The 22710-nt window shown below is 66.3% G+C and carries 19 protein-coding genes and 3 pseudogenes; 12 read left to right on the forward strand and 10 right to left on the reverse strand.

Annotated features, from left to right (window positions below):
- Window positions 1–373 precede the first annotated feature (373 nt).
- The gene (locus ACZ49J_RS34860; RefSeq protein WP_467454649.1) at window positions 374–565 is read left to right on the forward strand and encodes a transposase domain-containing protein; all 192 of its coding nucleotides are present in this window, start codon (window positions 374–376) and stop codon (window positions 563–565) included.
- Between the two features lie 732 nt (window positions 566–1297).
- Here the strand turns inward: ACZ49J_RS34860 and ACZ49J_RS34865 are convergent.
- Window positions 1298–1445 (reverse strand): annotated as a pseudogene (locus tag ACZ49J_RS34865) (IS1380 family transposase); the annotation flags it as partial.
- Window positions 1446–1566: 121 nt separating this feature from the next.
- Between ACZ49J_RS34865 and ACZ49J_RS34870 the strand changes: the two are divergent.
- Window positions 1567–1962, forward strand: a pseudogene (locus ACZ49J_RS34870) (DUF8021 domain-containing protein); the annotation flags it as partial.
- A gap of 113 nt (window positions 1963–2075) precedes the next feature.
- Here the strand turns inward: ACZ49J_RS34870 and ACZ49J_RS34875 are convergent.
- Both ACZ49J_RS34875 and ACZ49J_RS34880 read right to left on the reverse strand, forming a co-directional pair.
- Window positions 2076–2639, reverse strand: coding sequence for a hypothetical protein (locus ACZ49J_RS34875; protein WP_467454540.1), 564 nt, complete (start codon window positions 2637–2639; stop codon window positions 2076–2078).
- 109 nt (window positions 2640–2748) lie between these two features.
- A complete protein-coding gene (locus ACZ49J_RS34880; RefSeq protein WP_467454541.1) occupies window positions 2749–4041 on the reverse strand; it encodes a PucR family transcriptional regulator in 1293 nt (430 codons plus the stop codon).
- Between the two features lie 194 nt (window positions 4042–4235).
- Between ACZ49J_RS34880 and ACZ49J_RS34885 the strand changes: the two genes are divergently transcribed.
- The 4 genes from ACZ49J_RS34885 to ACZ49J_RS34900 all read left to right on the forward strand — a co-directional run bounded on the left by ACZ49J_RS34885 (window position 4236) and on the right by ACZ49J_RS34900 (window position 8581).
- Window positions 4236–4634 carry a carotenoid oxygenase family protein gene (locus tag ACZ49J_RS34885; RefSeq protein WP_467454543.1) on the forward strand — a complete coding sequence of 133 codons (399 nt, stop codon included), beginning with the start codon at window positions 4236–4238 and terminating at the stop codon, window positions 4632–4634.
- Window positions 4631–5899, forward strand: a complete 1269-nt coding sequence (locus ACZ49J_RS34890) for an MFS transporter (RefSeq protein ID WP_467454545.1) — start codon at window positions 4631–4633, stop codon at window positions 5897–5899. Before ACZ49J_RS34885 ends, ACZ49J_RS34890 begins: the two co-directional genes overlap by 4 nt.
- 49 nt (window positions 5900–5948) lie before the next feature.
- Window positions 5949–7187 (forward strand): FadR/GntR family transcriptional regulator, encoded by a 1239-nt coding sequence (locus tag ACZ49J_RS34895; RefSeq protein WP_467454547.1) that lies wholly within the window; start codon window positions 5949–5951, stop codon window positions 7185–7187.
- 140 nt (window positions 7188–7327) lie between these two features.
- Window positions 7328–8581, forward strand: a complete 1254-nt coding sequence (locus tag ACZ49J_RS34900) for an acyl-CoA dehydrogenase family protein (protein WP_467454548.1) — start codon at window positions 7328–7330, stop codon at window positions 8579–8581.
- Window positions 8582–8950: 369 nt separating this feature from the next.
- Here the strand turns inward: ACZ49J_RS34900 and ACZ49J_RS34905 are convergent, their stop codons facing one another.
- A complete protein-coding gene (locus tag ACZ49J_RS34905; RefSeq protein WP_467454549.1) occupies window positions 8951–9538 on the reverse strand; it encodes an IclR family transcriptional regulator domain-containing protein in 588 nt (195 codons plus the stop codon).
- Window positions 9539–9954: 416 nt separating this feature from the next.
- Here ACZ49J_RS34905 and ACZ49J_RS34910 point away from each other — a divergent pair, with 416 nt between their 5' ends.
- Window positions 9955–10296: a hypothetical protein gene (locus ACZ49J_RS34910; RefSeq protein ID WP_467454663.1), complete on the forward strand. Its 342-nt coding sequence runs from the start codon at window positions 9955–9957 to the stop codon at window positions 10294–10296.
- Here ACZ49J_RS34910 and ACZ49J_RS34915 read toward each other — a convergent pair.
- From ACZ49J_RS34915 to ACZ49J_RS34925, 3 genes are all read right to left on the reverse strand, one after another.
- A complete protein-coding gene (locus ACZ49J_RS34915) occupies window positions 10237–10452 on the reverse strand; it encodes a transposase domain-containing protein (RefSeq protein ID WP_467454651.1) in 216 nt (71 codons plus the stop codon). The genes ACZ49J_RS34910 and ACZ49J_RS34915 overlap by 60 nt on opposite strands.
- 544 nt (window positions 10453–10996) lie before the next feature.
- A complete protein-coding gene (locus tag ACZ49J_RS34920; RefSeq protein ID WP_467454551.1) occupies window positions 10997–11770 on the reverse strand; it encodes an SDR family oxidoreductase in 774 nt (257 codons plus the stop codon).
- Between the two features lies 1 nt (window position 11771).
- Window positions 11772–13244, reverse strand: coding sequence for a carotenoid oxygenase family protein (locus tag ACZ49J_RS34925; RefSeq protein WP_467454552.1), 1473 nt, complete (start codon window positions 13242–13244; stop codon window positions 11772–11774).
- Between the two features lie 361 nt (window positions 13245–13605).
- Between ACZ49J_RS34925 and ACZ49J_RS34930 the strand changes: the two genes are divergently transcribed.
- The 3 genes from ACZ49J_RS34930 to ACZ49J_RS34940 all read left to right on the forward strand — a co-directional run bounded on the left by ACZ49J_RS34930 (window position 13606) and on the right by ACZ49J_RS34940 (window position 16749).
- Window positions 13606–14265 (forward strand): nucleotidyltransferase family protein, encoded by a 660-nt coding sequence (locus ACZ49J_RS34930; RefSeq protein WP_467454553.1) that lies wholly within the window; start codon window positions 13606–13608, stop codon window positions 14263–14265.
- A 282-nt stretch (window positions 14266–14547) separates the two neighbouring features.
- Window positions 14548–14856, forward strand: coding sequence for a transposase (locus ACZ49J_RS34935; protein ID WP_467454554.1), 309 nt, complete (start codon window positions 14548–14550; stop codon window positions 14854–14856).
- A gap of 297 nt (window positions 14857–15153) precedes the next feature.
- Window positions 15154–16749: an alpha/beta hydrolase gene (locus tag ACZ49J_RS34940; RefSeq protein ID WP_467454555.1), complete on the forward strand. Its 1596-nt coding sequence runs from the start codon at window positions 15154–15156 to the stop codon at window positions 16747–16749.
- 272 nt (window positions 16750–17021) lie between these two features.
- On the opposite strand, the pseudogene ACZ49J_RS34945 reads toward ACZ49J_RS34940, so the two are convergent.
- From ACZ49J_RS34945 to ACZ49J_RS34955, 3 genes and pseudogenes are all read right to left on the reverse strand, one after another.
- Window positions 17022–17829, reverse strand: a pseudogene (locus tag ACZ49J_RS34945) (transposase family protein).
- A gap of 142 nt (window positions 17830–17971) precedes the next feature.
- Entirely contained in the window at window positions 17972–18901 is a 930-nt protein-coding gene (locus ACZ49J_RS34950; RefSeq protein WP_467454557.1) for an alpha/beta hydrolase, read from the reverse strand.
- A 105-nt stretch (window positions 18902–19006) separates the two neighbouring features.
- The gene (locus tag ACZ49J_RS34955) at window positions 19007–19630 is read right to left on the reverse strand and encodes a flavin reductase family protein (RefSeq protein ID WP_468351449.1); all 624 of its coding nucleotides are present in this window, start codon (window positions 19628–19630) and stop codon (window positions 19007–19009) included.
- A 122-nt stretch (window positions 19631–19752) separates the two neighbouring features.
- On the opposite strand from ACZ49J_RS34955, the gene ACZ49J_RS34960 reads away from it, so the two are divergent.
- Together ACZ49J_RS34960 and ACZ49J_RS34965 are read left to right on the forward strand one after the other, a co-directional pair.
- The gene (locus tag ACZ49J_RS34960) at window positions 19753–21294 is read left to right on the forward strand and encodes an SDR family oxidoreductase (protein ID WP_467454560.1); all 1542 of its coding nucleotides are present in this window, start codon (window positions 19753–19755) and stop codon (window positions 21292–21294) included.
- A gap of 93 nt (window positions 21295–21387) precedes the next feature.
- Window positions 21388–22530 carry an LLM class flavin-dependent oxidoreductase gene (locus ACZ49J_RS34965; protein ID WP_467454562.1) on the forward strand — a complete coding sequence of 381 codons (1143 nt, stop codon included), beginning with the start codon at window positions 21388–21390 and terminating at the stop codon, window positions 22528–22530.
- Window positions 22531–22710: the final 180 nt, after the last annotated feature.

Below are 22710 nucleotides of genomic sequence, written 5' to 3' on the forward strand. Positions count from 1 at the left end.
CTTTGGCGTGCCGTCCCGGACCCAGCGGGCCGCGCACACCGGCAGCTCCGGTGCCTGACTCATTCCTCCACGAAGCAGTCGCGCCTTGTCGGTTTCGTTCACGCGATGATGGCGTTCACTTCCGAATCATTCCTGGCATGTCGGTCAGGAAATGTCATGCACCCATATTTCGGGGTATCCAGAGGATTACAGGCAAGTTACCCGCTTGGGTGCCTGGAGGGTATGCCCCGGATCCCCGGCGAAACCAGACGGCGGATCTCGGTTCTCAGGAGGTGTACGGGCAACCCGACCTCAAGATCGTCTGTCTGTTTTCTGTGAGAACTCGCTGTCTGTGTGTGCGTAGGGTTCCGCCGCGACCATGAACGTTGACGGGATGCCACCGGGTTCGTTGCAGGAGTTCGTGCCGTTCGGGGTGTTGGTCTCGGAGCTGTCCAGGGAGGCTGTTGACGAGGTCGTCGCCGCGCACGGCAGGCAGCCCAGGCGGCGGGATTCCAGACTGCCTGCGCATGTGATGGTGTACTTCGCGCTCTGGGGTTGTGGTCCGGTGAGGACTGCGAGCAGGTGATGGCCCAGCTCACGGACCGGTGGGGGCCTGGGCGGCTGGGATGCCGGCCGGCAGGCCCCAGCCTCGGGCGGGACCACGGAAGCCCGTCAGCGGCTGGGGTCCGGGGGTGCCGGCCGTTCTGTACGAGCGGCTGGCGGAGCCAATGACGGAGAGATCCTCACCCCGGGGGCTGGGTCGGGACGTGGCGGCTGGTGGCCGTGGACAGCACCGTGGTCGACTTGCACGACACCCCCGCCAACGACGCCTCCTCCGGTCGGCCTAGTGGCACCGCCGTGCCGGGGGCCGTTCCCTCAGGCCAGGGTCATGGCAGCGCCTGCATCGCTGGAGGTGGAATGACGTCCGCCGCTGGCTGAAGGCACCCACTGGGAGCTCAGGGACATTGCGTGCAGTCGATCTGTCCGGTTGATCACGTGATTCCGAGGGCTGTCAACATCGATTCGTCAGCGGCCTGATTGGTCTCGCTGATCCGGTGTCTTGCCCCGGTTTGTCCGACCGGTCGGTGTAGGGGCCGTCGCACGACGCTGCGGAGGCGTCGGGTTCCACGGGCCCGAGACGGGGGTTTCCTCTCCTTCCTGGTCTTCGTCGCGGTGGTGGCCGGCCGTCAGGTGAGGGCTGGAAGCTGAGTGGCCCGCTGCCAGGCGGTGGTGAGCGCTGCTGCCCAGGGCCAGGTCCGGTCGAGGTGCAGGGCGCGGCGTCGGGCGTGGGCGGTGAGCCGGGCGGGCAGGTGGTAGACCACGGCGTGAGTCCCGCCGAGAGTTGCGGCGTCCAGGTCGGACCTGCGGACCGTCTCGACCAGCAGCACCGACCCGGCCTGCGAGACCACCCCACGGCCCCCGCCCTCGACACGGACACGCGGGTACGACCCGCTACTCTTCTTCACCTGTAGAGTGCTTCTTTCCTTGCAGCTGACAGGACCCTCGACAAGTCCCATCGTTGCAGGTCAGCAGCACTCTCCATGTATTTGATCAAGACCCGGACAAACTCACTCGCGAAAGCGCGAGGCTAACTCCTATTCCGACGCACTGACGAGTGTGGACAGCCGCCGCGCCCCGCTTGCGACCGACTCTGTGCGGCATGAGACCGGCCTGCGCACCACCGGCAACGCGGCGCCACCCGAGCTCCTGCTGCCGCAGAACACGCCCGCGGACGAGCGTGAGCGGATGCGAATCCTCATGAAGGGAATGAGCGTACGCGGCACCGCCGAGCAGATCGATTCGGGCCTCTTCGCCGATCTGTGGAAGGTGTGGCCACACCGGCTGATCGTGGTCGACGAGGAAAAGGGTCTCGTGGCAGCGTTCCCGCTGTTCATTCAGAACGGCGACATACGCCCCTCGCCGCTCATAGGCTACCCGGGCGTCGAGCGCCTATCGAGCCCGTTGCCGTTCAGCACGCAGTAGCTGGAGATCTTCAAGATCCATTCGGGGCAGCTCCACGAGATCGAGGCGCCGGTCTTCATCCCGCTCAGCTTCGGCGCCGGCAACGGCTGGGATGCGGGCTCAGGCCCCTGGCGTCAGACCAGCAGGTCGCCGGACACCCTGCTCACGACGACGGCTGGGCGGCACCTGTCGAACACATCCAGTTTCACGGACTGCAGGCGTGCGGCTTCCTGGGCGTCGCCGTCCCGGATCGCCAGAACGACATCAAGGGTGGATCGTGCGTACAGCTCGAGCAGCCAGGAGGAGCGGAGAGCTCCTCGCGTGTGGTCGTACGCCTTGACACCGTCCACGAGGATGGACAGCACTGCGTTCTGCGCGAGGCGCTGCTGTACCCGCTCGATCGGTGCGGCGTTCGAGATCGGCTCTGTCGTGCCGAGGTGCTGCGGGGCGTCGATCAGCTCGGCGTCGCCGGCGCCGACCTTCCGTGCGGCGATCTCGACCATCTCGATCAGCGGTCGACCGCCGGCGCGGTCGGCGTCCTTGCGTGGCTGGAGTTCGACGCGAGGTGCACGGACAGCTGACGGCTGAGCGGGGCAGAGCTCGGGCGCCGGGTCGTCAGCGACCAGGCTCCGCAGGTAGCGGTAGGCCGTGGACCGCGGCGTGCCTGGTCGCCCGGCCACTTCGGCCTCGGAGACCACCGGCCGGTCGTCGGTGAGTATGCCGAGGATGTCCAGGGCCGGTCCGCGGTCGAGTTCCGCCCCCGGTAGCCCGATGATCGAACTACGCCCGCGACGCAGGATGTTCTATCTATTTTTCAGGATTCAGGTAGTCGTAGATCTCTAGCGCGAGCCCGATCCGGAGCGGGTCCTTGGCCAGGTCGGTACCGAGGATGGCCTCGGCCTGCCGGACACGGTAGCCGACGGTGTTCGGGGCGACGTGCAGGACTTGGGCGGCGGCCGTGCGGCTGCGCTCGAATGCCAGGTAGAGCCGCAACGTCTCGCGTAGCTCCGCCGAGCGGTCGTCGTCCGTGGCCAGCGCACCGAGCTGGCGGTGGACGAACCAGCGGGCGTGTTCGGGGTTCGCCGTGAGCAGGGCGATCACCTCGAGTTCGTCGTGGTCGGCGAGCCACGACGACCGTCGGGTGGAGGCTGCAGCGACGCGGCGGACCTCGAGGGCGCCGAGGTGGCTGCGGCGGAACCCGTCAATGCCGGCGTCGAGCGGGCCGAGGGCGGCTCGGATACCGTGCGGGGCGTCGACGGCGCCGCGCAACCGCTCGGCGAGCCGCTGCTCCGGCGGCGCGGCCCAGCTCATCCACAGCCACAGCGAGGTCCCGCCGGGGCGCACCACCAGCGGTCGGCCGGCATCCGCGGCGTCGGCGAGGCGGTCCGCGAGCCGGTGGAGGGTGTGGGCGGAGTCGGTCCCCGCGTCGTCCTCGGTCCAGAGCACGGCGGCCCGGTGGTGACGGGACAGGTCGAGGCCGAGCACCAGCTCCGGATCGCGCACCGAGATGGGGACACCCGCAATGATGTCCTCGATGACCTGACGCCTCGTTGCGGCAAGGCTGCCCAGCCACGCCTCCCGCTCCGCGGTGTACTCGGCGCTGAACCGCGCCGTGAATGCCTCCACGTAGGCGAAGGACAGCTCGGTCACCCGGCGCACCGTGCCAGCGAGCTCGTGCGGAGGCAGGGTTTCGTCGAGGAACTCGAGCAGTCGCTCGTAGTGGTGCACGTGCGAGATCCACATCGCGTGGAGCACCCGGTCCAGGGCGACGCCGCGGTGCACGCTGTCGCGGTTGCCGTCGAGCGCCAGCTGCGGAGTCGCGACCGCCTCGCCAGGGGTGTCGGCGTGCAGGGCGATGAGGATGGTGAGGATACAGGCCTCCGCGGGCCGTCGGACGGTGTCGATGGAGGTGGAACCGGCCATCTCCGGCACGAGCTCGACGACTCGCAGCTCCGCCTCCCTGGCCACCTGTGCGGCCCACCCGACCGGGCCCGGTCCGAGCACCTCCCGGGCGGCGGTCACCGTCGGCGCCGGGCAGCACGGCGTCACCGGCGGTTCCGTGGGCCCGGTCCGAAGATCGAGCACCCATCGTGCGGCCACCGGCTCCTCCTCGAGCGGTTCCCGTTGTGGTTGCCACCACAAACACCGGGCGGTTCATTGTCGTCCGGGACCAGTGTGTGCAGGGGCCTAGCCGCTTGACTCTATCTAACGAGACCGGGCCGGGCCGCGACCGGACGCCCGCCCCGCTACGCCGCCCCTCGACGAGGTCCCCGACGCTGCGGAAGGCATGCAGGATGCAGCAGATCAGATTTCCGCAGAACGAGTTCCAGAGCTTCGAGCCGCCCATGCGCGCGGAGGTCGACATCCGAGGGCTGGAAGTAGTTCAGGGCGAGGTTCCGGAGCATCTCGACGGCGGCTTCTACCGGCTGCTCGGCGATCGCCAGTGGCCATCCTTCATCGAAAACGACAGCGGCCTGCTGAACGAGGATGGCATGGCCTCATGCCTGCGCATCTCGAACGGCCGCGTGGACTTCCGGACACGGTATTGCCGCTGGCTGGCCGCCGGCGCGCGCGCCGAACTAGCGATTTATCCGGGCGCGGATCACGCATTCATCGAGACACCCCACCCCTCGGCGGGCGCAGCGAATGCGCGGATCGATCGATTCCTCGTCCAGTGCCTGGAGTCCCGATGAGCGCGCCGGCCTCGCCGAAGGAAGGACGAAACGTACGTACTGCCGCGGTGGCGGCCATCGGTTGCGGAATCTGCATCGGATTCGGCATCATCCCGCTGTTCATAGGAACCTTTCCGGTCTTCCTGAAGGCGGTGTCCGACGAATTCAGCTGGAGTTTGTCGCTCTATCCTCAGGCGTCCCTGCTGGTCGGCTTGGCAGGCGCCGTCGTCGGCCCGTTCGTCGGTCGGCTCATCGATCGTTACGGCGTGCGCCGCACCTTGCCCTTCGGGCTCGTGCTCTGGTGTGCGGGCTTCTTCTCGCTGTCACTCATCGGTGGCCAACCCGCGGCGATGTATCTGGTTGCGCTCCTGATGGCGCTCGGCGCCACGATCGCGGGGCCCATTTCCTATGCCAAGGTCATCAGTGGCTGGTTCGACAAGAACCGGGGCCTCGCTCTCGGGCTGGTGCTGAGCGGGGTGCCCGCCATCGCGACCGCCGTGGCCGTGCAGGTCTCTGAGGGCCTGATCGAGGCCGACGGCTGGCGCGCCGCGTACCGCATACTCGCCGTCGTCGCCGCCGTGGTGACGATCCCGGTTGCCATCCTGCTGATTCGCGAGGCGCCTGCCCGGCGTGGGGCCAGTCCCGCGCTGTCGAGAGATGAGGGACTGACCGGCTCCCAGGCACTGCGATCCCGGGCGTTCCTCATGGTCATCGGCTCGAACTGCCTGGTGATCGCAGGGCTGGTGGCCGTCACGAACCACATCGTCGCGTGGACGACCGGACAGGGCGTCAGTCCGGACACCGCCACTTTCGCTCTGTCCCTGTACTCGCTCGTCGGCCCCGTAGGACCGTTGGTCGGCGGGTTCGTCATGGATCGGGTGCCAAGTCCGAAGATCGTCGCCGCCTTCCTGCTCCTGTCGCCGATCGGCATGGCGCTGCTCTTCCTGGGAGGCACCCCCGGCCTGCTGACGGGCATGGCGCTGCTCGGGCTCACGTACAGCAGCATCACCGGCCTCGTACCCCTCCTGGTGACCCGCTATTGCGGTATGAAGGCGAGCTCCGAAATACTTGGCGGCGCTCTCGCGGCCCTCACGATCAGCATGGGAATCGGGCCGGTCCTTCTTGGACTCGGCCATGATCTCGCCGGTGGCTACGCACTGCCCATGGCGATCGTCGCAGGGGTGATTACCGTCGGGTTCATCGGCTCCCTATTCCTTCCGGCCTACCGCTACGTCGACAGCCCCCGCCAGCAGGACAATTCCCCTGTTCTCGAGGGGAGTAGCTGACATGCCCGAGGTGCTACGCAGGCATCATTCTGGCCTCCCGGCTGCTGCGATGTCTTCCGCCGTCGATGATGCAAGTCTGCTGGCTGAAGTGATCGACGAGCCGGGCGGGGCCGACGAAAAGGGAGCCTGCCGGATCGCCCGCCTTGTCGAGGAGGATCTCATCGCGCGCGGTTGGCCGCAGGACGCGTCCTTGGGATCCGAGGTCGAACTCGCGGAGAGATACGGTGTCGGTCGAGCCGTGGTCCGCGAGGCGGTGCGCATTCTCGAGGTGCGCGGCACGGCCCGCATGGTGCGCGGCCCCAGCGGGCCGAACAGCGGGCTTCGGGTCCGCAAAGTCGACCACTCTCGCACGGCCAATTTCCTTATGGGTTTCGTGCTCTTCTTCGGAACGACGGAACCTCAGCTGGTCGAGGCCGAAGAAGCAATCCAACGCGTCCGCAACGGACTGTGCGACGACGTCCGCAACGACGCTGATCTCATCGTCGGGCAAGTTTCCGTCGCACTCGACCTATTCGATGACGTGCTCGGTGCGATCCGCCAGAGGATGTCCGGAAATGGAGCGATCCCGGGCAATCCAACCGTACTGTTCGCACCGGAGGTCCTGAACCGCTCACGAGCGGGTCAGATCACCGAACGCATTCTGCGGGAATGCACCGCGGAACAATGGGTGCAGGGCCATCGCCTCGGCTCGGAAGAGGATCTCTGTTTCCGCTATGGCGTCGATCGGGGCGCGTTCCGCCAGGCGGTCCGCATCCTGGAGAGCGCAGGTGCCGCGGAAACCTCCTGTGGCCGTGGTCGTGGTCTCGTGAGCAGGACACCTCGTGCCGGTGCCGTCGCGCGGCTGGTCTCCTGTCTCCTCGCCAGTAGCGGGATCCATCCCGACATCGTCATGCGTATCTTCCAGCTGCTGAGCGTCGAAATGGTTGCGCTGGCCGCTGAGCGGGCAACCCCGACGACCTGTCAGCAGATCGCCACCGCGCTCAGCAGTTTGCGCCGGGCGCTGGATCGGGGGGCGAATACGGGACTCGCCTCAATTTTCGCCGTCGAGGAAGCGGCACTGGAAGCGGTGGAGAACCCGTTGCTGGAGATCCTTACCCAAAGCTTGCGAGGCTATCCTCCGGCCAGAATCCCCGAGAGAATTTCCGTTCTCAGTATCATGAACCAGTTGTACCTTCCGCTGACCCGGCCCGTCCTGGCAGCGTTCCGGAAAAATGACCCGCAAGCGGCACGAAACGCCCAGCGGGCGCGGGTTGAGACATTCTCGAACGTGATTCGCTCACTTCTCTGAGCGGAAAGTCACGAAAGACATGGAAATGCCCGCCAGCTGTCCCGCTAAGACTGCGAGTATGTGCGCCGTCGGCAGACCGCCGAGGCGATGCGCGCGGTAGAGGCCCTGACCACACGCAGCCCATGGAAGGTGAGGAAACGATGACCTCCGCAATGCCGGCCCAGGAACTTCGGTCCGTCCCCAGGATCGCGCCGCCCGAGCCCGATCTCGATCCCGAAGAGTTGATCCGTCGAGCCGAGTCGATGTGCGACATGTTGCGCTCGCGGCAGGACGCGGCAGAGGCGGAGGGGAACATCTCCGTCGAAACGAACCAGGCGTTGGTGGACGCCGGCTTCTACCGGGTCGTCCAGCCGAAGGCCTTCGGTGGCTACGGCTTCGATCTGCCGACCTACGTGCGGTTGATCGCGGCGATCTCGCGCGGCTGCCCCGAGACTGCCTGGGTGCTCTCGCTGACCCTTGGCCATGTCTACCAGTTGTCGACCTATCCGCTGGCTGCTCAACTCGACGCCTATGGCCACGTCGGCGATTTCCGGGCACCTGAGGTCGCAGCGCGGCAAGGCGTGGGTGTCGCGGTGCCAGGCGGATACCGGGTGAGCGGCGCATGGGACTACGCGTCGGGCAGCGAGCACGGTACCCATATCCTACTGGTATTCGTGGTGGACGAGCCGCAGCCGAACGTCGACTCGGTACGCATGGGCCTGTTCGATCGCCGGGACTATGAGATCGTCCGTAATTGGAACACGATCGGGATGCAGGGCACGGGGTCGGATCGCGTCACGCTTGACGACATCTTCGTTCCGGAGCACCGGACGAAGCCCTACCCCGACGCTATGGAGATGCGGCACACTCTTCTGCCGCCGGAGTTCTACGAGGAAAGCCCGCTCTTTCACGGACCTTTCCGGCCGTTCACCATCGCGGAGTCGGCATCGGTAGTCATCGGCGCGGCCGAGGGCGCACTGGACCTCTATGAGGAGGGGTTCCGCGTCCGCAGGCCAGCTGGGCCGATCAAGGTCTCCCGTTACGAGCTTTCGGAGTACCAGCTGAATTTCGGGAAGTGCCGGGCCTTGGTGGACACCGCGCGGGCCGCGCTGCTTCAGGCGTCTGCCGATTTCATGAAGGTTGCAAACGAAATCCAGGCGACGAATGAGCCCTGCTCGGATGAGGTCGAGCGGCGCATCACGCTGGTCCTCCTGCAAGGTATCGAACTCGCGCATCAGGCGGCAGACATCATCTTCCGGACCGCCGGCAGTTCCGCAGCACGAAAGGACAGCACGCTCGGTCGCTACTGGCGCAACATCTGCGTGATGCGGGGCCATGTTGCGCATCAGCTGGACAGCGCCGCCATCAACTTCGGGCGCACGCACTTCGGGGTGCCCCCGGTAGGCATCGCATGACGAGCGCAGGACTGCTGACCCGGGGGTGGCCGGCGGCTTCGCCGTGGTCGACTTTCACCCATCCCGGGCCATCCTCGACCTGACGCCGGGTCGATGTACCTGCTCGGCTTGTTCAAGGTCGTCGGTGGTGAGCTGCGGATGATCGATGAGATACGCGAGATGATGCCGTTGGGATCGACGTCGGGCTGGTAGCCGGCGGCCATGTGCCCGGCTTTCGCGGCTCCGGCGATCAGCCCGGCACGCGCCGGGTCGTTCCCGATCTGGGTCGTGACAACGTCCGTGAGCATGGCCTCGAGCCGGACGAACCGGGTGAACTGGCGTGCGAGGTGGGCTGGGGTCCACTCGTGGAGCAGCATCACCCTGGCAGCGTCATCGCCAGGTTTGGTTCCGCCGTCGCGTCAGCGGCACGTGGGCGCGTCGAGGGCGTGCTGAATTTCCGCGGGCGAGTGCAGTGGTGATCTCCTCGGCAGCGTCGCGGACCGACTCGGCCAGCTGCGGAAGCCGCTCGTCGGCCACTCGGGCAAAGACGGCGGCGACGCTGCTGGCGGCGACGACGTCAGCGGCCTTGTTGTGCAGGCGAGCAGCGACGCCGAGGACATCGCGGTCGAGCTCGCCGCGGCTGACGGCGTATCCCCGCTCTCGGGTGTCCCTTTTAGCTGCCTCATAATGGCGCTCGGCGGTCAGGGTTCCTTCGGTGAACGGCTCGAAGCGCGCGGCGTCGAGCTTCGCGTCCGCCTCGGGCTCGGACAGCCAGGCGAGCAACACGTAGGCGGAGGTACCGGCGTTGATCGGCAGGATCTGGCCCCGCTGGTAGGAGATCCGGACCAGCCCGACGCGGGCATCCTCTCGCTCGAGGCAGAAGACGGCGGCGCCCGCCAGGCGGGTGACCAGGACGGTTTCGCCGACGTCGGCGGCGAGGCGCGCTTCATCGCCGGCCGGGCGAGCTCGGACAGCCATGGCGCGGCGGGCGAGGCGGGCCAGCTCAAGGATCCGGCGGCGTTAGCCGGTACTCCACCTGCTTCGGCCTCCTCGACGAACTGGGACCGGGTCAGGCTCTGCGGGTACCGGTACGCGGTCGTCCGCTGCACCGTCCTGTTCTCCTCGACGGCGGTCTTCAGCTACATGATGACCACCTACATGCTGCGCTACGGGACGGCCCAGCTGCACTACGAGCTCAGCACGCTGCTGCTGTCGTTCCTGGCGATCACACCGCTGTCCCTGGTGGCGCTTTGCGGGTCGGCGGCGCTGGGGGGACCGGTGGAGCCGCCGACGCACGGTGATCGCCGCGGGAGTGCGCCCAGATCGTCACTGCCCTGCTGTTCTTTCCGCTGTTCGAGGCGGGGTCGGTCGCGCTGATCGTGCTGGCGCTCGCTATGTCCAGCATCGCGAACTTCGTCCTGTGCGGTCCGGCCTCTACGGTCCTGGCCGAGCAGTTCCCGACGGCCGTCCGGTACACGGGCGTTGCCCTGACCTACAACCTCGCCTACGTCACCGTTGGCCTGGCCCCACTCGCCGCCACGTCGCTGTACGCCGCCATAGGGACGACGCTGTGGACAGGGGCGGGCATGGCACTTCTCGCCGTGCTGGCTGTCACAGCCATGATCTTCACGCCACCGGAGGCGGTGCTGGACCAACGCAAGAACCGACCATCGCCATCATCGGAGCGCCCGGCGGGCTTGGGACAACCCGCCGGCCGTGGGTGGGTCGATCGATAGGCCCTCCAGCGCAGCGGTCAACTTGCGCCACGCACCGCAGTACCCGACATCAGGAAACGGACAGGCGGCCAGCAGCAGGTAGACCACCACACGAGAAGGCAAAGCGCGCAGCCGGGACTGGGTGGTCTTCGTCCCAGCCAGTGCCTCGTCGACCATCTCGAACGGCAGGTGCTGGGTGAACTCACCGAGGTGGCCAGGGGCATGCCGGCCCCCAGCCACGACGCAGGTGCGGGTGATGACAGACTGTTTACCCAACGGAGTTCTTGCGCACGGTTGATCTTGTTCGGCACCGTTCTAGCCGGAACTCCGTTCCCTGTTTCAAGGGGTTGCCCCACCGCCTCACGCCTTGACTTCACGGCCTTGCCACTAGTTCCCACAGACCGGGAAGGCTCTTGGGGCGCTCGGCCATAGCCGAATTGAATGCGGCGACCGCCCCGGATACCGCGTCGGGCGCGAACGGATCGCGGCCGAGCAACGGGTCAGCTCCGAGCATTCCTGCCCTGCTCAAGATGTAGCATCGGGCGGCTCGCCACAACGAGTGGGATGGACTCCGGTGTTCCGACTTCTAGTTCATGGCGCTCCGGCCATCCCTACGTCGGCCGACCGCCACACCGGACTTGCTGACGACTTCGCTTTCTCCGGAACGATTCAGCTCTGCTCGTCGGTTCAGTCATATCACCACGCTCCACCTAATCGTCGCCTACCCGAGGAAGGTTCCACCGGTCGCGTCGATGACTTGTCCGGTGATCCAACTGGATTCACCACTCGCGACGAAGGCCACGATGTCTGCGATCTCCTCGGGCGTGCCGATACGTCCCAGCGCGGATTGCGCTGCTGCCTGCTTCAGGAAACCGGGGTCGCCCGCCGACATTCTCAGAAACTCCTCGGTGCCCGTTGGTCCGGGGGCCACCGTGTTAACGGTGATCTGGCGCTGGCCGAGATGCAGCGCCAGGGTCTTACTGAAGACCTCGAGCACACCTTTCGCCATGGCGTAGGCGATCACCCCGGGATTGACGACACGCGCGGTGCCGGACGAGATGTTGATGATGCGCCCGCCGTCGCGCAACCGCGCCAGCGCAGCCTGGGTGATGAAGAATGGCGCCTTCACATCCACAGTGAAGGCATCGTCGAGCTGTGCTTCGGTAATGGTTTCGATGGTTCCGAAAACCATCTGCCCGGCGTTGTTGACCAAGATGTCCAGGTCTTTGCCGGACTGCCGCCCCATCAACTCACCGTCGATAGCCTCGAACATGGGAACGACGGACTGAGCCGGCTTGCCGAGATCGGCCTGAACGATGCAGCCACTCCCGCCTTCCGCTTCTATCATGGCGAGTGTTTCTCGGGCCCCTTCTTCACTTTTCCCGTAGTGGATGACGACGAAGGCGCCGTCGGCGGCGAGGCGACAGGCGATGGCGCGGCCGATACCGCGGCTGGCACCGGTGACGAGCGCAACTTTTCCGGCGAGGCGCGACATGTCAGTTCGCCCCGAGAAGATGCGTCTCGCCCATCAGTTGACGCTTCCCGTACCAAAATCCGTGGCCCGTGCTGCGCACGCGCATCGGCAGGGCGACGGTCGCGATCGGCGGGCCGTCGATATTCTGCGCGTCGAGGATCAGGAACTCGCTGCGCATTTCCTCGTGTCGTCCGACGACAACGAGGACATAGCCTTCGCCTTCGGCAGCCCCATCGTGCGCCGGAACGAACTGGGGCTCGCTGATCGAGCAGTTGTCGCCAGCATAGCGAATCCGGGTCGGCTTCTTTCCGGTGACATCCATGGTCGCGATCCACTGCCACCCGCCGCCGACCCGATCCTGACCGGGCACATCGAGAAGGTTCAGCGCACAGAAGCTGTAGGGCTGGGTCTCGAAACGGGTATCGATGCGCGGGAGTTCGCAGGGATACTGCAGCAGCTGACGCTCCGTGAAAGTGTCGCCCTCGCTACCCATGTCGATGACCCAGCGCTTCATGTAGGGTTTCGTGTCTTCCGGGTCGAACGGCGAACCGTCGGCGTTGGGGAAGAACGGGAAGAAGCTGCGGACACTCAGCGTGTTGTCGGCGTAGATGTAGCGACCGTCGTCATAGGCGCCCACGGTGTGCCCGTGACACTGGTTGGGGCCGACGAACCAGCGAATCTGATCTGCGGTGCCCTTGCGCGGCAGTACACCAAGGTGCACCTGCTCGCCGGTGTCGTACTTGAACGCCGGCTCGCGCTTCTCCAGCCATTCGTATTCGTGACGCAGCGGCGTAATAGGGAACACCACGTAGTTTTCGGTCACCATGATGTCGTGCACCATGCAGGTGTATGGTGCTTCGAACCAGGTCTCATGGATGATCTTCCCAGTCCGGTCCGCCTCGTAGTATGCGATATCTTTCGTGGCCGGGCCTTTCGCGCAGTAGCCGTAGAACACCAGTTCGCCGGTGCGCGGGTCGATCTTCGGATGGGCGGTGAAGGCTTCGGACGTGAAGTCTCCGCCGAAGGTGTACTCCCCGATCGTCTCCAGGGTGAAGGGATCCATCTCGACCGGCGGGCTGTCCTCCTTGAGGGCGAAGAACTTGCCGGCGTGCGAGAGCATGGTCACGTTGGCTGTTCCGCGGCGGACGCCTTGCACTGACGGGTCGTCGGTGAGCGGGTTGCGGTACGCGCCGAAAAGTGCCCGGCCGGCCTGCTCCTCGGCAACGAATCGCGGAGTTTTGACATACCGTGTCCGGAAGTCCACGCGGCCGTTCGAGATGCGCAGGCATGAAGCCATGCCATCTTCGTTCAGCAGGAAGATGTCGTCTTCGATGAAGGAAGGCCACTGGCGATCGCCGAGCAGTCGGTAGAAGCCGCCGTCGAGATGCTCCGGAACCTCGCCCTGAACTACTTCCAGTCCTCGAATGTCGACCTCCGCGCGCATGGGCGCCTCGAAGCTCTGGAAATCGTTCTGCGGAAACCTGATCTGCTGCATCCAGCATTCCTTCCACCGCGTCGGGGACCCCATCGAGGGGCGGCGAAGCGGGACCTCCGGTCGTCCGGTCGCGGCCCCGCCCCGTCTCGTTGGATAGAGTCAAGCGGCTAGGCCCCTGCACGCACTCGGTCCCGGACGACAAGGAACCGCCCGGTGTTTGTGGTGGCAACCACAACGGGAACCGCTCGAGGAGGAGCCGGTGGCCGCACGATGGGTGCTCGATCGTCGGACCGGGCCCGCGGAACCGCCGGTGACGCCCTGCTGCCCGGCGCCGACGGTGACCGCCGCCCGGGAGATGCTCGGACCGGGCCCGGTCGGGTGGGCCGCACAGGTGGCCAGGGAGGCGGAGCTGCGACTCTGAATGCTCGCCGGCCGGCCCATCCTCCAACACCAGGCGCACTGGCTGGCAGCTGAAGGCATCGAGGAAGTCGTCATCTCCTGCGGCTATCTCGCTGAGGTCCTCAAGGTGTATGTCGCCGCCAACCGGCTGTCGTTGCGCGTCTGCATCGCCGTGGAGGACGAACCCCTCGGACGCGGCGGCGGCCTCAAGCACGCGGCGCGTCGGCTGCCATATCCGGAAGAGCGCTGGGTGGGCCTGAACGGAGACATCCTGACCCGTTTCTCACTGGGCGATCTGGCGGGCAGCCATGTGGGGCGCTGCGCATCGGCCACGGTGGCGGTCACACCACTTGAGTCGCCCTACGGTGTCGTGGAGTTGAGCGGCGACCGGGCCACCCGGTTCGCCGAGGCGCCGGTGCTGCCGCACTGGATCAACGCCGGTGTCTATCTCTTCGAGCCCGAGATCACCGACCTGCTGCCGGATCTCGGCGACCACGAGGACACCACCTTTCCCGCCCTGGCGAAGCAGGACCGGCTGACGGCCTACCGCATCAACGGCTACTGGCGCGGCGTGGACAACGCCAAGGACCTCAGGACCGCGTCCGCGGAGATCACCGCGTTCGGCTGGCTCTCCACGAGCGAAGCGGCATGGACGGCGGACAGTCCACACCCAGCCGACTGACTCCCCAGCCCGACATCGGTCACACTACGCGGCGAAGAACCACTCTCCCAGTGCCCAGTCGGTCCGCGATGTGGAGTTGAAGATGCAGATCAGCCGCGTCCACACGGACAACTTCGGCGTATAGGGGGTGCGGAAGGTCTCGCGACAGCGGCATCTCGAAAGGCATACCGGTGGCCCGCTGCACCGTCGCCCAGCTGATGCACGACCTCGGTGCTTCGCTGGCTCCGGCCACGCCCAGTTCCTGGACGTGCTGCACCGCTCCCACGCCGGCGTGGAGACCGAGTGCGCACCAACAAGGCCATGGGACTGGACACATTGCCCTCCGCATCGTGGGAGGTAAATCGCGGCTGGATGCTCGCCGCGAGCCTCGCCGCCGGTCTCGACGCGTGGCTGCGGCTGCTGGCCTTGCACGACATCGACGACCTAGACCACGCCGAGCCGGACACCATGCGCTTCCGCCTCTATCACCTGCCCGCCCGACTCGCCGAACACGCCCGCCGCCGCTTCCTGCGGATCGAGCGGACCTGGCCCCGGGCGACGGCGCTCACCCGCTGCTGGCGCAGGCTGACAGCCTTGCCCGCCGTCACCTGACGACCAGTCCACCAGCCCGACAAGGCAAGGAAAGGAGCAGGCCTGCACGACCTCCGGGTGCCGTGGAACCCCCGCGCAGCCGCAGCCGACACGCGAAGGCCCCGCCCGCGATCACGCGAAACAAACAGGGTGAACCGGCGGCACGGTTGTGCACTCAGGACCGCTGAAGAATCGAGGCTAAAGGCATATCAAAACTTTACTCCGGGTGATTTGTGTGTTCGTACTTCTCCGAAAGACTTGGGTCGGGATCATGAACTTTCCGGTCCCGCCCAACTCCCCACGTTCTGAGAGAACTTCATGAAGAAAAGCGCAGCTGTGCTGTGCGGCACGGCCGTCGTCCTGGCCGGCACGCTCACGGCCGCTCCCGCCGAGGCCGGTACGCCGTCTTCCGCGAACGCCGTCCAGACGGCGAAGGTCACCTGGAAGAAGTGCGGCACCGACGCCTACCCGACACTCGAGTGCGGGTCCGTGAAGGTGCCGCTCGACTACGCCAAGCCGCAGGGGCGGAAGATAACGCTGGCCCTGTCCCGGGTGCCGCACACGGCGAACAGGTTCCAGGGTGCGCTGCTGGTCAACCCCGGCGGCCCCGGCGCCAGCGGACTTACGCTCGCCGGATTCGTCGCGTCCGGGCTGCCCAAGGCGGTCGCGGCCCAGTACGACGTCATCGGCTTCGACCCGCGGGGCGTCGGCAAGAGCCAGCCGGCCCTGGACTGCGAGCCGGGCTACTTCAACCCGGTGCGCCCCGCCAGCGTTCCCAGCACGCCCGCGATCGAGAAGGCCAACCTGGAGCGCGCGAAGTCCTTCGCCGCCGCCTGCGGCAGGAAGTACGCGGATGTGCTGCCGTATATCAACACGGTCAGCGCCGTGAAGGACATGGACTCGATCCGCAGCCTCGGCGCCAAGAAGATCAACTATTTCGGCTACTCGTACGGCACCTACCTGGGCCAGATCTACGCCAAGTTCTTCCCGAACCGGGTGCGCCGCCTGGTCCTGGACTCGATCGTCAACCCCGACAAGGTCTGGTACGACGTCAACATCGAGCAGGACTACGGCTTCGACGCCCGGCACAAGGCGCTCATGGCGTGGATCGCCAAGTATGACTCGACGTACAAGCTGGGCACCGACCCGGCCGCGGTCGAGGCCAAGTGGTACGCGATGCAGGCCGAGCTCGCCAAGAAGCCCGCGGGCGGCAAGGTGGGCGCCGCTGAGCTGGAGAACCTCTTCATAAACGGCGGTTACTACAACGGCTACTGGCCCTACCTCGCCCCGGTGTTCGCCACGTACGTCAACGACCACAACCCCGCCCCGCTGGTCACGGCGTTCGACAAGTGGGGGGCGACCGATGCCTCCGGTGACAACGGCTACAGCACCTACACCGCCGTGCAGTGCCGGGACGTCTCCTGGCCGCGTGCCTGGAAGCAGTGGGACAAGGACAACTGGGCGGTGCACGAGAAGGCGCCGTTCGATACGTGGACCAACGCCTGGTACAACGCGCCGTGCGCCTTCTGGCCCACGAAGTCGCTGAAGCCGGTGAACGTCGCCAACGACAAGCTGCCGCCGGTGCTCCTGTTCCAGGCGACGAACGACGCGGCCACCCCGTACCAGGGCGGCGTCACCGTCCACCGCCTGCTCAAGCACTCCAGCCTGGTGGTCGAACAGGGCGGCGGCAACCACACCATCACGTTGGGCGGCAACGCCTGCCTGGACAAGTACCTGGTGAAGTACCTGACCGACGGCACGGTCCCGCGCGGCGGCGGCGTGGCCGACGCGATCTGCCAGAAAAACCCCGACCCCAAGCCGCTGAGCACGGCGACGTCCGCCATGCGCCCGGAGCAGCCGGCCACCGCGCCGGGCGGCAGCACCCTGCGCGGGATGTTCCGCTTCCGCGGCTGAGCGTGAGCGGAGCGGAACGCGAAGGGCGCCCGGTGCTCGCCGGGCGCCCTTCATGTCGTAGCGGAAGCCGCTAAAGAGCATTTTGTCCCGGTGAGGTTGTTTGGTTCGAGGCTCAGGTGTCGCGCCAGTTTGGGGTGGATTCGCGGGTGAGCCTGCGGTTTATGAGGTCGATCATGGCGACGTGGATTATCCCTGGGTATTCAGGGGAATTGGGTGATCTGGCGCCCCGATAGCAGAGCCGTTTACCTGCAAGGATTGTGAGTGAGCCTCTTTCATCCTGAATACGTGCAGGTCATCAGGGTGTGGACGGCTTGGACGATGGTGCCGATGCGGCGGGTGGACATCTGGCGCGTCGGAGGAGTCGCCAGGTCTTCAACTGTGCGAAAACGCGTTCTCCGGGAGCCCGCAGTCGGGCGTGATCACGGTTGAACTGCTGGTAGTGCTCGGGGTGTTCGCGGTGGTGGTGGTAGAAGGGGGTGCGAACGGTGGCGCCGGCGCCCTGATAGGGCCGGTCCGCGAGCACGAGGATCTCCCGGGTCAGGCACGCCTGGACGATGCCGTGGGCTCGCGCGGCGGTCAGATCGTGGGTGCGCCCTGGTGTCGCGCGGGAGAACCAGAGCGGCGTGCCGTCCGGCCGTGCGATGACCTGGACCTTCATGCCGTGCTGCTTGTTTTTTTGGGAGTAGTACGGCTCGTCGGCATTGACGCGGTCGGTGGGGGTGAGGGTGCCGTCGACGATGACGAAGTCGCCCTCGCCGAGTCCGGTTTGGGCTTCGTGCAGGCCGGGCGCCCAGGAGGCGAGTATCTCGATCGTCTCGTCCACGTAGCGCCAGGCGGTTGCCTCGGACACGCCGAATCCGGCGCCGACCTGTCGGTACGTCTCGTTCTTGCGTAGATGCGCCAGGGTGAGCAGGGCCTGCCTGAGGCAGCTCAACTTCCGCCAGGGAGACAGAAGTTCACGCCTTCGGGCGTAGATGAGCCAGGAGACATGCTCGACGAGCTCGTATGGGACATCGAGCATGGAAGGATACGGAACCAACGAAGCCCCCCGGCCGTCGGTGTGATGAGTGAGATCACCACGCCAACGACGAGGGGCCCTGCCCTGTCACGCCCCTGCCCACCAGCCCACTTACACCTGCGAGACAGGATGCAAGAGGTTCAGTAAGTCGGTGCGGAAGGCGAGAGGGCAGATGAGCAAGAAAGCTAGACAGGATGCCGACGGTCAGTGCGACTCGATGCACGACGTCAGGAATTGATCGATACGCGCGTTGGCCTCACTCGCCGAGGGATGCGCGGTCTCGGTGAAAGCGTGGTCCGCTCCTGGGTAGAGCGCGAGTTCGGCACGGCCGCCGGCAGCGAGCCAGCGGCAGTACATGAACATCGAATCGTCGAGCATGGCATCGAGTGTGCCCACGGTGAACAGCGCGGGCGGCATCTCGCTGAGGTCGCCGTACAGCGGTGACAGGTCCGCGTCGCGACGTCGGGAGATGTCGGGAGCATAGGCATCGACGATTTTCGCGATACTCGCGGCCTTGAGCGTTCCTGTGCGTGCGCGCGTCTGGCTCGGTGTCATCGTCGAGTCGTAGACCCCGAAACTGAGTGCTGCCCCGCGGAAACGTTCCGCTAGGCCGCGGTTGCGCAGGCGCTGAAGGGTCGCCACGGCCAGCAACGCGCCCGCGGACTCGCCTGCGATAAGGAGGGTCTCGGCTCCGAATCGCTCCCCTGCGTGCTTCAGCAGCCATTGAGCGGCTTCTTCACAGTCGTCCCATGCGGCCGGGTACGGATTCTCGGGTGCCAGCCGGTATTCGACACTGACGCATGTCGCTCCGACCGCATCCGCCATCCTCTCCAAGAGGGCATCCTGGTGCGCCGCACCGCCGAGTATGAAGCCGCCGCCGTGGATGTGCAGCAGCACGGCCCGGGGGCGAGCGCTCGGGACCACGTGCAGAGACAGGTGGTCGGCGATCTGGATGTCGAACGCACGAGGTGACGGCGGTGGCAGCGGCATGAAGCCGCCGCTGCGTGCTCGATCGATGCCGACGTCCCAGATGTCTGGAGGATCGCCGAATTGCCGGGCCATGGCCGCGTTGAAGGCGGCTACATCCTCGGGAACGGCGCCAGGGCTGAAGGCGTCTGCTCGAAACTGCGGCACGTGTCCTCTTTCCATGGTGTCTTGCTCCCGGCTTCGCACGGTCGACGCGGGCGAGCGTCGTGGCACCTCGTTGTCAGGGAACCGCCGCGCGTCGGGGAGGATGGCTCAAGCGACTTGGCGCGCGGTGGGGGTGACTTGCGCGTAGGTGCCCTTGTGGAATATGAGCGGCGAGGCGGAGCGGCCGACCGTCATGGCGTCCACTTCGCCGAGGACCAAGAAGTGGTCGCCGGCCTCGGCGACGCTGTGGATCGAACACTCGATGTGGGCCACCGCGCCGTCCACCAGGGGCAGGCCGTGCTCGGAGAAGCGGTGCACGACATCCGCGAACTTGTCCGGTCCTCGCGCGGCGAATTTGCGGCACACGTCCTCCTGGTTGTCGGCCAGGAGGTTGACGCAGAACCGACCGGTCTGGGCGATGCGCGGCCAACTAGTGGACTTCTTGTCCGGAAAGAAGCCGACCAGCGGTGGATCCAGGGACACCGAGGTGAAGGTGCCGACGGTCATCCCGACTGCCTTGCCTTCGCTGGTGGTGGTCGTGATCACGCAGACGGCCGTCGGGTAGTGACTCATGGCGGCTCGGAAGTCTGCCGGGTTCATCGTCATCGCTTCGTCCTCTCCATCGGAGTCGGCTTGTGTGAGCCGAAGCGCGGGCTCGTCGCTTCCCGCCGATGTTCCTTTTGGGGTCACCTGACCGTGATGCACCTCACTCCGGCCTGCCGAAACATACATAGATTTTCACCATGAGGCAATACATGTCGCTTCGTGGTAACGTCCAAGACATGGACGATGAGGTACGACGCAGGGTCGGCGCAGGGGAAGGCACGAGGGACAAGCGACCGCGGAGTGCGGACATGCGCACCTACTCCGCGGCGGCGCCGGGCCATACGGCGCTCGTCACCGGCGGCGCCAGCGGCATCGGCCTCGGCATTGCCGAAGCCCTCCTCGACCGGGGGATGAATGTGGTCGTGGCCGACGTGCGGGACGACCACCTCGCTCATGCCCAGGACCATCTGCGCCGCCACGGAAGCCGGCTGATGCCGCGTCGGCTGGATGTCACCGACAGGCGGGCCTGGCTCGATGCCGTCGAGGCGACTGGCGACCGTTTCGGTGCTGTCGACGTCCTCTGCCTGAACGCTGGCATCGGTGTTCTGGGGACGATCCTGCGCAGCAGGCCGGCCGACTGGGAGTGGCTGATGGGAGTCAACCTGGAAGGGGTCACCCATGGATTGGAGACGGTGCTGCCCGTCATGCGCGCACGAGGCGCGGGCGGTCATGTCGTGGCGACCTCCTCCGCCGGCGGGCTCATGGTGGCGAGCGACGGCGGTGTCTACTCCTCGGCGAAGTTCGGCGTGATCGCGGTGATGGACTGCCTGCGCACGGAGTTGTCGGCGGAGGGCATCGGGGTGACGACGCTGTGCCCGTCCGGGGTGAACACGAACATTCACGACCATGAAACGATGCGTCCCGCGGCGTATCGTGACAGCGGCCTGCGGGGCGACGACATCGAGCGCGCGAGGGTGCAGCAGGCGGCTCGCGAGATGCTGTCGAAAGGCGCCGACCCTCACGACGTCGGCAAGCGAGTGCTCGATGCGATCGACGAAGACGCGCCGATGGTGTTCACCGACGGCGGCATCGCACCGGTCGTCACGATGCGACGCGATGCGCTCACGCGGGCGGCCCGGCTCGCCGCTCCTGTGCGGAAGACTCGCCGACCAGAGCGGGTCGTTCTGGCTGAACCCGTGGGCGAGACGCGTGCGGGGCGCGCTCTGACGGCTCTGGGCTGCCAGGTGGACGTGCTCGACATGAAGGTGGTCGACACAGTGATGACGGAGCCGGAGCAGCTGGCAGACCCGTCGGATGCCGCGCCGCTGGTCCTTGCCATCGCTCCGCAGAGCCCCGGGGGCTCACGTTCGGTCGACTGGACGGCGCAAGTGCATCAGGCCCTGCGACGTTGTTTCACCATCATCCGAGGGCTCGTTCCCGGTCGTGTCGCGTCCTCCGGCGGCGCGGGCGTCGCGGTCGTTCTGCCGACGACCGCACTTTTTGCCGACAGTGCCAGATGCGCGGACTCGGTGCTTGGCCGCAGCCTGGTCGGCCTCACCGAGGGGCTCCGGGCGGAACTTCTCGCGACGGGGGTGACGGTGACACTCGTCCTCGCTCACGAGGGCGAGGAAGAAGCGGTTCTTGCTCAGCGAATCCATGAGGCACTGCGTGACGGGCCGCTCTACGCCCTCCCCTCGTCGGCGACCGATGAGCGCATAACGAGTGTGTTTGATCCGTGGCTGGAGGCTCTCGCCCGTACCCCGTCGGACCTCGCGCTGCCCCCGCTCGGCCCGATGGGGGAGGTCTACCGCCTGGAGGCGGAAGACACGAAGGCGCCGGACCAGTCCTAATGCTCGGCGCCTCGCTACACACAGGGCGAAGAACAGCTTCCATTTTCGCATAGTGACAAGTTACGATCAAACTGGCACGGTCGATCTGGGCGTGTGATCGCGCAGGTCGATCAGGAGGAGCGAACAATGCATGTAGGTATCGCGACCGGTTTTCAGCACCAGAGCGGGAACGAGGTCGATGACAGGCAGTTCCTGAAGGAAGACCTCGACATGGCGATCGAGGCAGAGGGCCTTGGATTTGAGTCCATCTGGGTGACGGAGCATCACTTCTCCAACTACTCCATCTCTCCCTCACCGTTGCAGTCGCTCGCGTATCTCGCGGGCAGGACCAATCACGTGAAGCTCGGAACGCAGGTCGTGGTACTGCCGTGGAACGACCCGGTGCGCGTCGCCGAGCAGGCGCTGTGGCTCGACAACGTCACGGAGGGTCGGCTGCTGCTCGGCTTCGGCCGTGGTCTTGGGAAGATGGAGTACGACGGCCTGCGGGTCGACATCAACCAGACCCGTCAACTCTATCGAGAGCACGCCGAGCTGATCATCACCGCGCTCGAGACGGGTGTCATCGAAGGCGGCGAGCTCACGAAGCAGCCTCGCCGCGAGCTGCGTCCGCGGCCGTTCAGAAGTTTCGAGGGACGCATCTTCGGATCGGCCGGCTCGCCGGAATCGGTTCGGACCGTTGCCGAGCTGGGCATCGGCGTCCTGATCATCAATCCGGAGCCACGCGCCAATCTAGGTGTCGACGTCGACACCTACCACCAGGTGTGGGGGGAGACGCACGGTGCGCGACGTTCGGCCCCCTCGCCGATGCTGTCGGGCACCATCTTCGTCGACGAGAGCAGCGACCGCGCCAAGGAGATGTCCATCAAGTACCACCGGGTGAACTTCCGCGCCGCGGTGAAGAACTACGGCATGGCCGAGGAGAGCTTCGGGACGACCAAGGGCAACGAGTTCTACGCGAAGATGCGGATCTCGCCCGAGAAGATCGAGGAGATGGCCGAGAACACGGCAAAGGTGATGCCGGCCGGGAACCCGACCGAGGTGATCGAAGCGCTCGAGCGGATCAATGCGGACCTGAACCTGCAGGGATTCTTCCCGCACTTCCACTTCGGCGGCATGCCGCGCGAGGAGGCCAGGCGGAACATGCGTCTGTTCGCTGACAAATGCCTGCCCGAGGTCAAGAGCTGGCCCTGCGAGGGCACTCTCGACGGCCGGTCTCGCGAGCTTCAAACCTCCTGATCGCTCGTGTGATGGTCGGCGGCCTGGGACGCAGTCGCACCGTGACTCGTCGTGTCGCCAGGTAGCGCTCGCGACAGCCGAGCGTCGCCCCGAACAGTCGTTGCCGGGCCACGTGTGCCCACACCGCAGCACTCGCTGGTGATCCGCGGCCCCTCGCCGCAGCCATTCAACAAGGAGAAG

This window comes from Streptomyces sp. NPDC030840 (assembly GCF_055572015.1).

Excerpts from the sequence above, each read along its gene's own strand:
- ACZ49J_RS34905 (WP_467454549.1), bottom strand. The coding sequence starts at position 9,538 with ATGGCTGTCCGAGCTCGCCCGGCCGGCGATGAAGCGCGCCTCGCCGCC.
- ACZ49J_RS34920 (WP_467454551.1), bottom strand. The coding sequence starts at position 11,770 with ATGTCGCGCCTCGCCGGAAAAGTTGCGCTCGTCACCGGTGCCAGCCGC.
- ACZ49J_RS34940 (WP_467454555.1), top strand. The coding sequence starts at position 15,154 with ATGAAGAAAAGCGCAGCTGTGCTGTGCGGCACGGCCGTCGTCCTGGCC.
- ACZ49J_RS34915 (WP_467454651.1), bottom strand. The coding sequence starts at position 10,452 with ATGGTCGACGAGGCACTGGCTGGGACGAAGACCACCCAGTCCCGGCTG.
- ACZ49J_RS34960 (WP_467454560.1), top strand. The coding sequence starts at position 19,753 with ATGCGCACCTACTCCGCGGCGGCGCCGGGCCATACGGCGCTCGTCACC.
- ACZ49J_RS34895 (WP_467454547.1), top strand. The coding sequence starts at position 5,949 with ATGTCTTCCGCCGTCGATGATGCAAGTCTGCTGGCTGAAGTGATCGAC.
- ACZ49J_RS34910 (WP_467454663.1), top strand. The coding sequence starts at position 9,955 with ATGTCCAGCATCGCGAACTTCGTCCTGTGCGGTCCGGCCTCTACGGTC.
- ACZ49J_RS34930 (WP_467454553.1), top strand. The coding sequence starts at position 13,606 with ATGCTCGCCGGCCGGCCCATCCTCCAACACCAGGCGCACTGGCTGGCA.
- ACZ49J_RS34925 (WP_467454552.1), bottom strand. The coding sequence starts at position 13,244 with ATGCAGCAGATCAGGTTTCCGCAGAACGATTTCCAGAGCTTCGAGGCG.
- ACZ49J_RS34860 (WP_467454649.1), top strand. The coding sequence starts at position 374 with ATGCCACCGGGTTCGTTGCAGGAGTTCGTGCCGTTCGGGGTGTTGGTC.
- ACZ49J_RS34900 (WP_467454548.1), top strand. The coding sequence starts at position 7,328 with ATGACCTCCGCAATGCCGGCCCAGGAACTTCGGTCCGTCCCCAGGATC.
- ACZ49J_RS34955 (WP_468351449.1), bottom strand. The coding sequence starts at position 19,630 with ATGTATGTTTCGGCAGGCCGGAGTGAGGTGCATCACGGTCAGGTGACC.
- ACZ49J_RS34885 (WP_467454543.1), top strand. The coding sequence starts at position 4,236 with ATGCAGCAGATCAGATTTCCGCAGAACGAGTTCCAGAGCTTCGAGCCG.
- ACZ49J_RS34890 (WP_467454545.1), top strand. The coding sequence starts at position 4,631 with ATGAGCGCGCCGGCCTCGCCGAAGGAAGGACGAAACGTACGTACTGCC.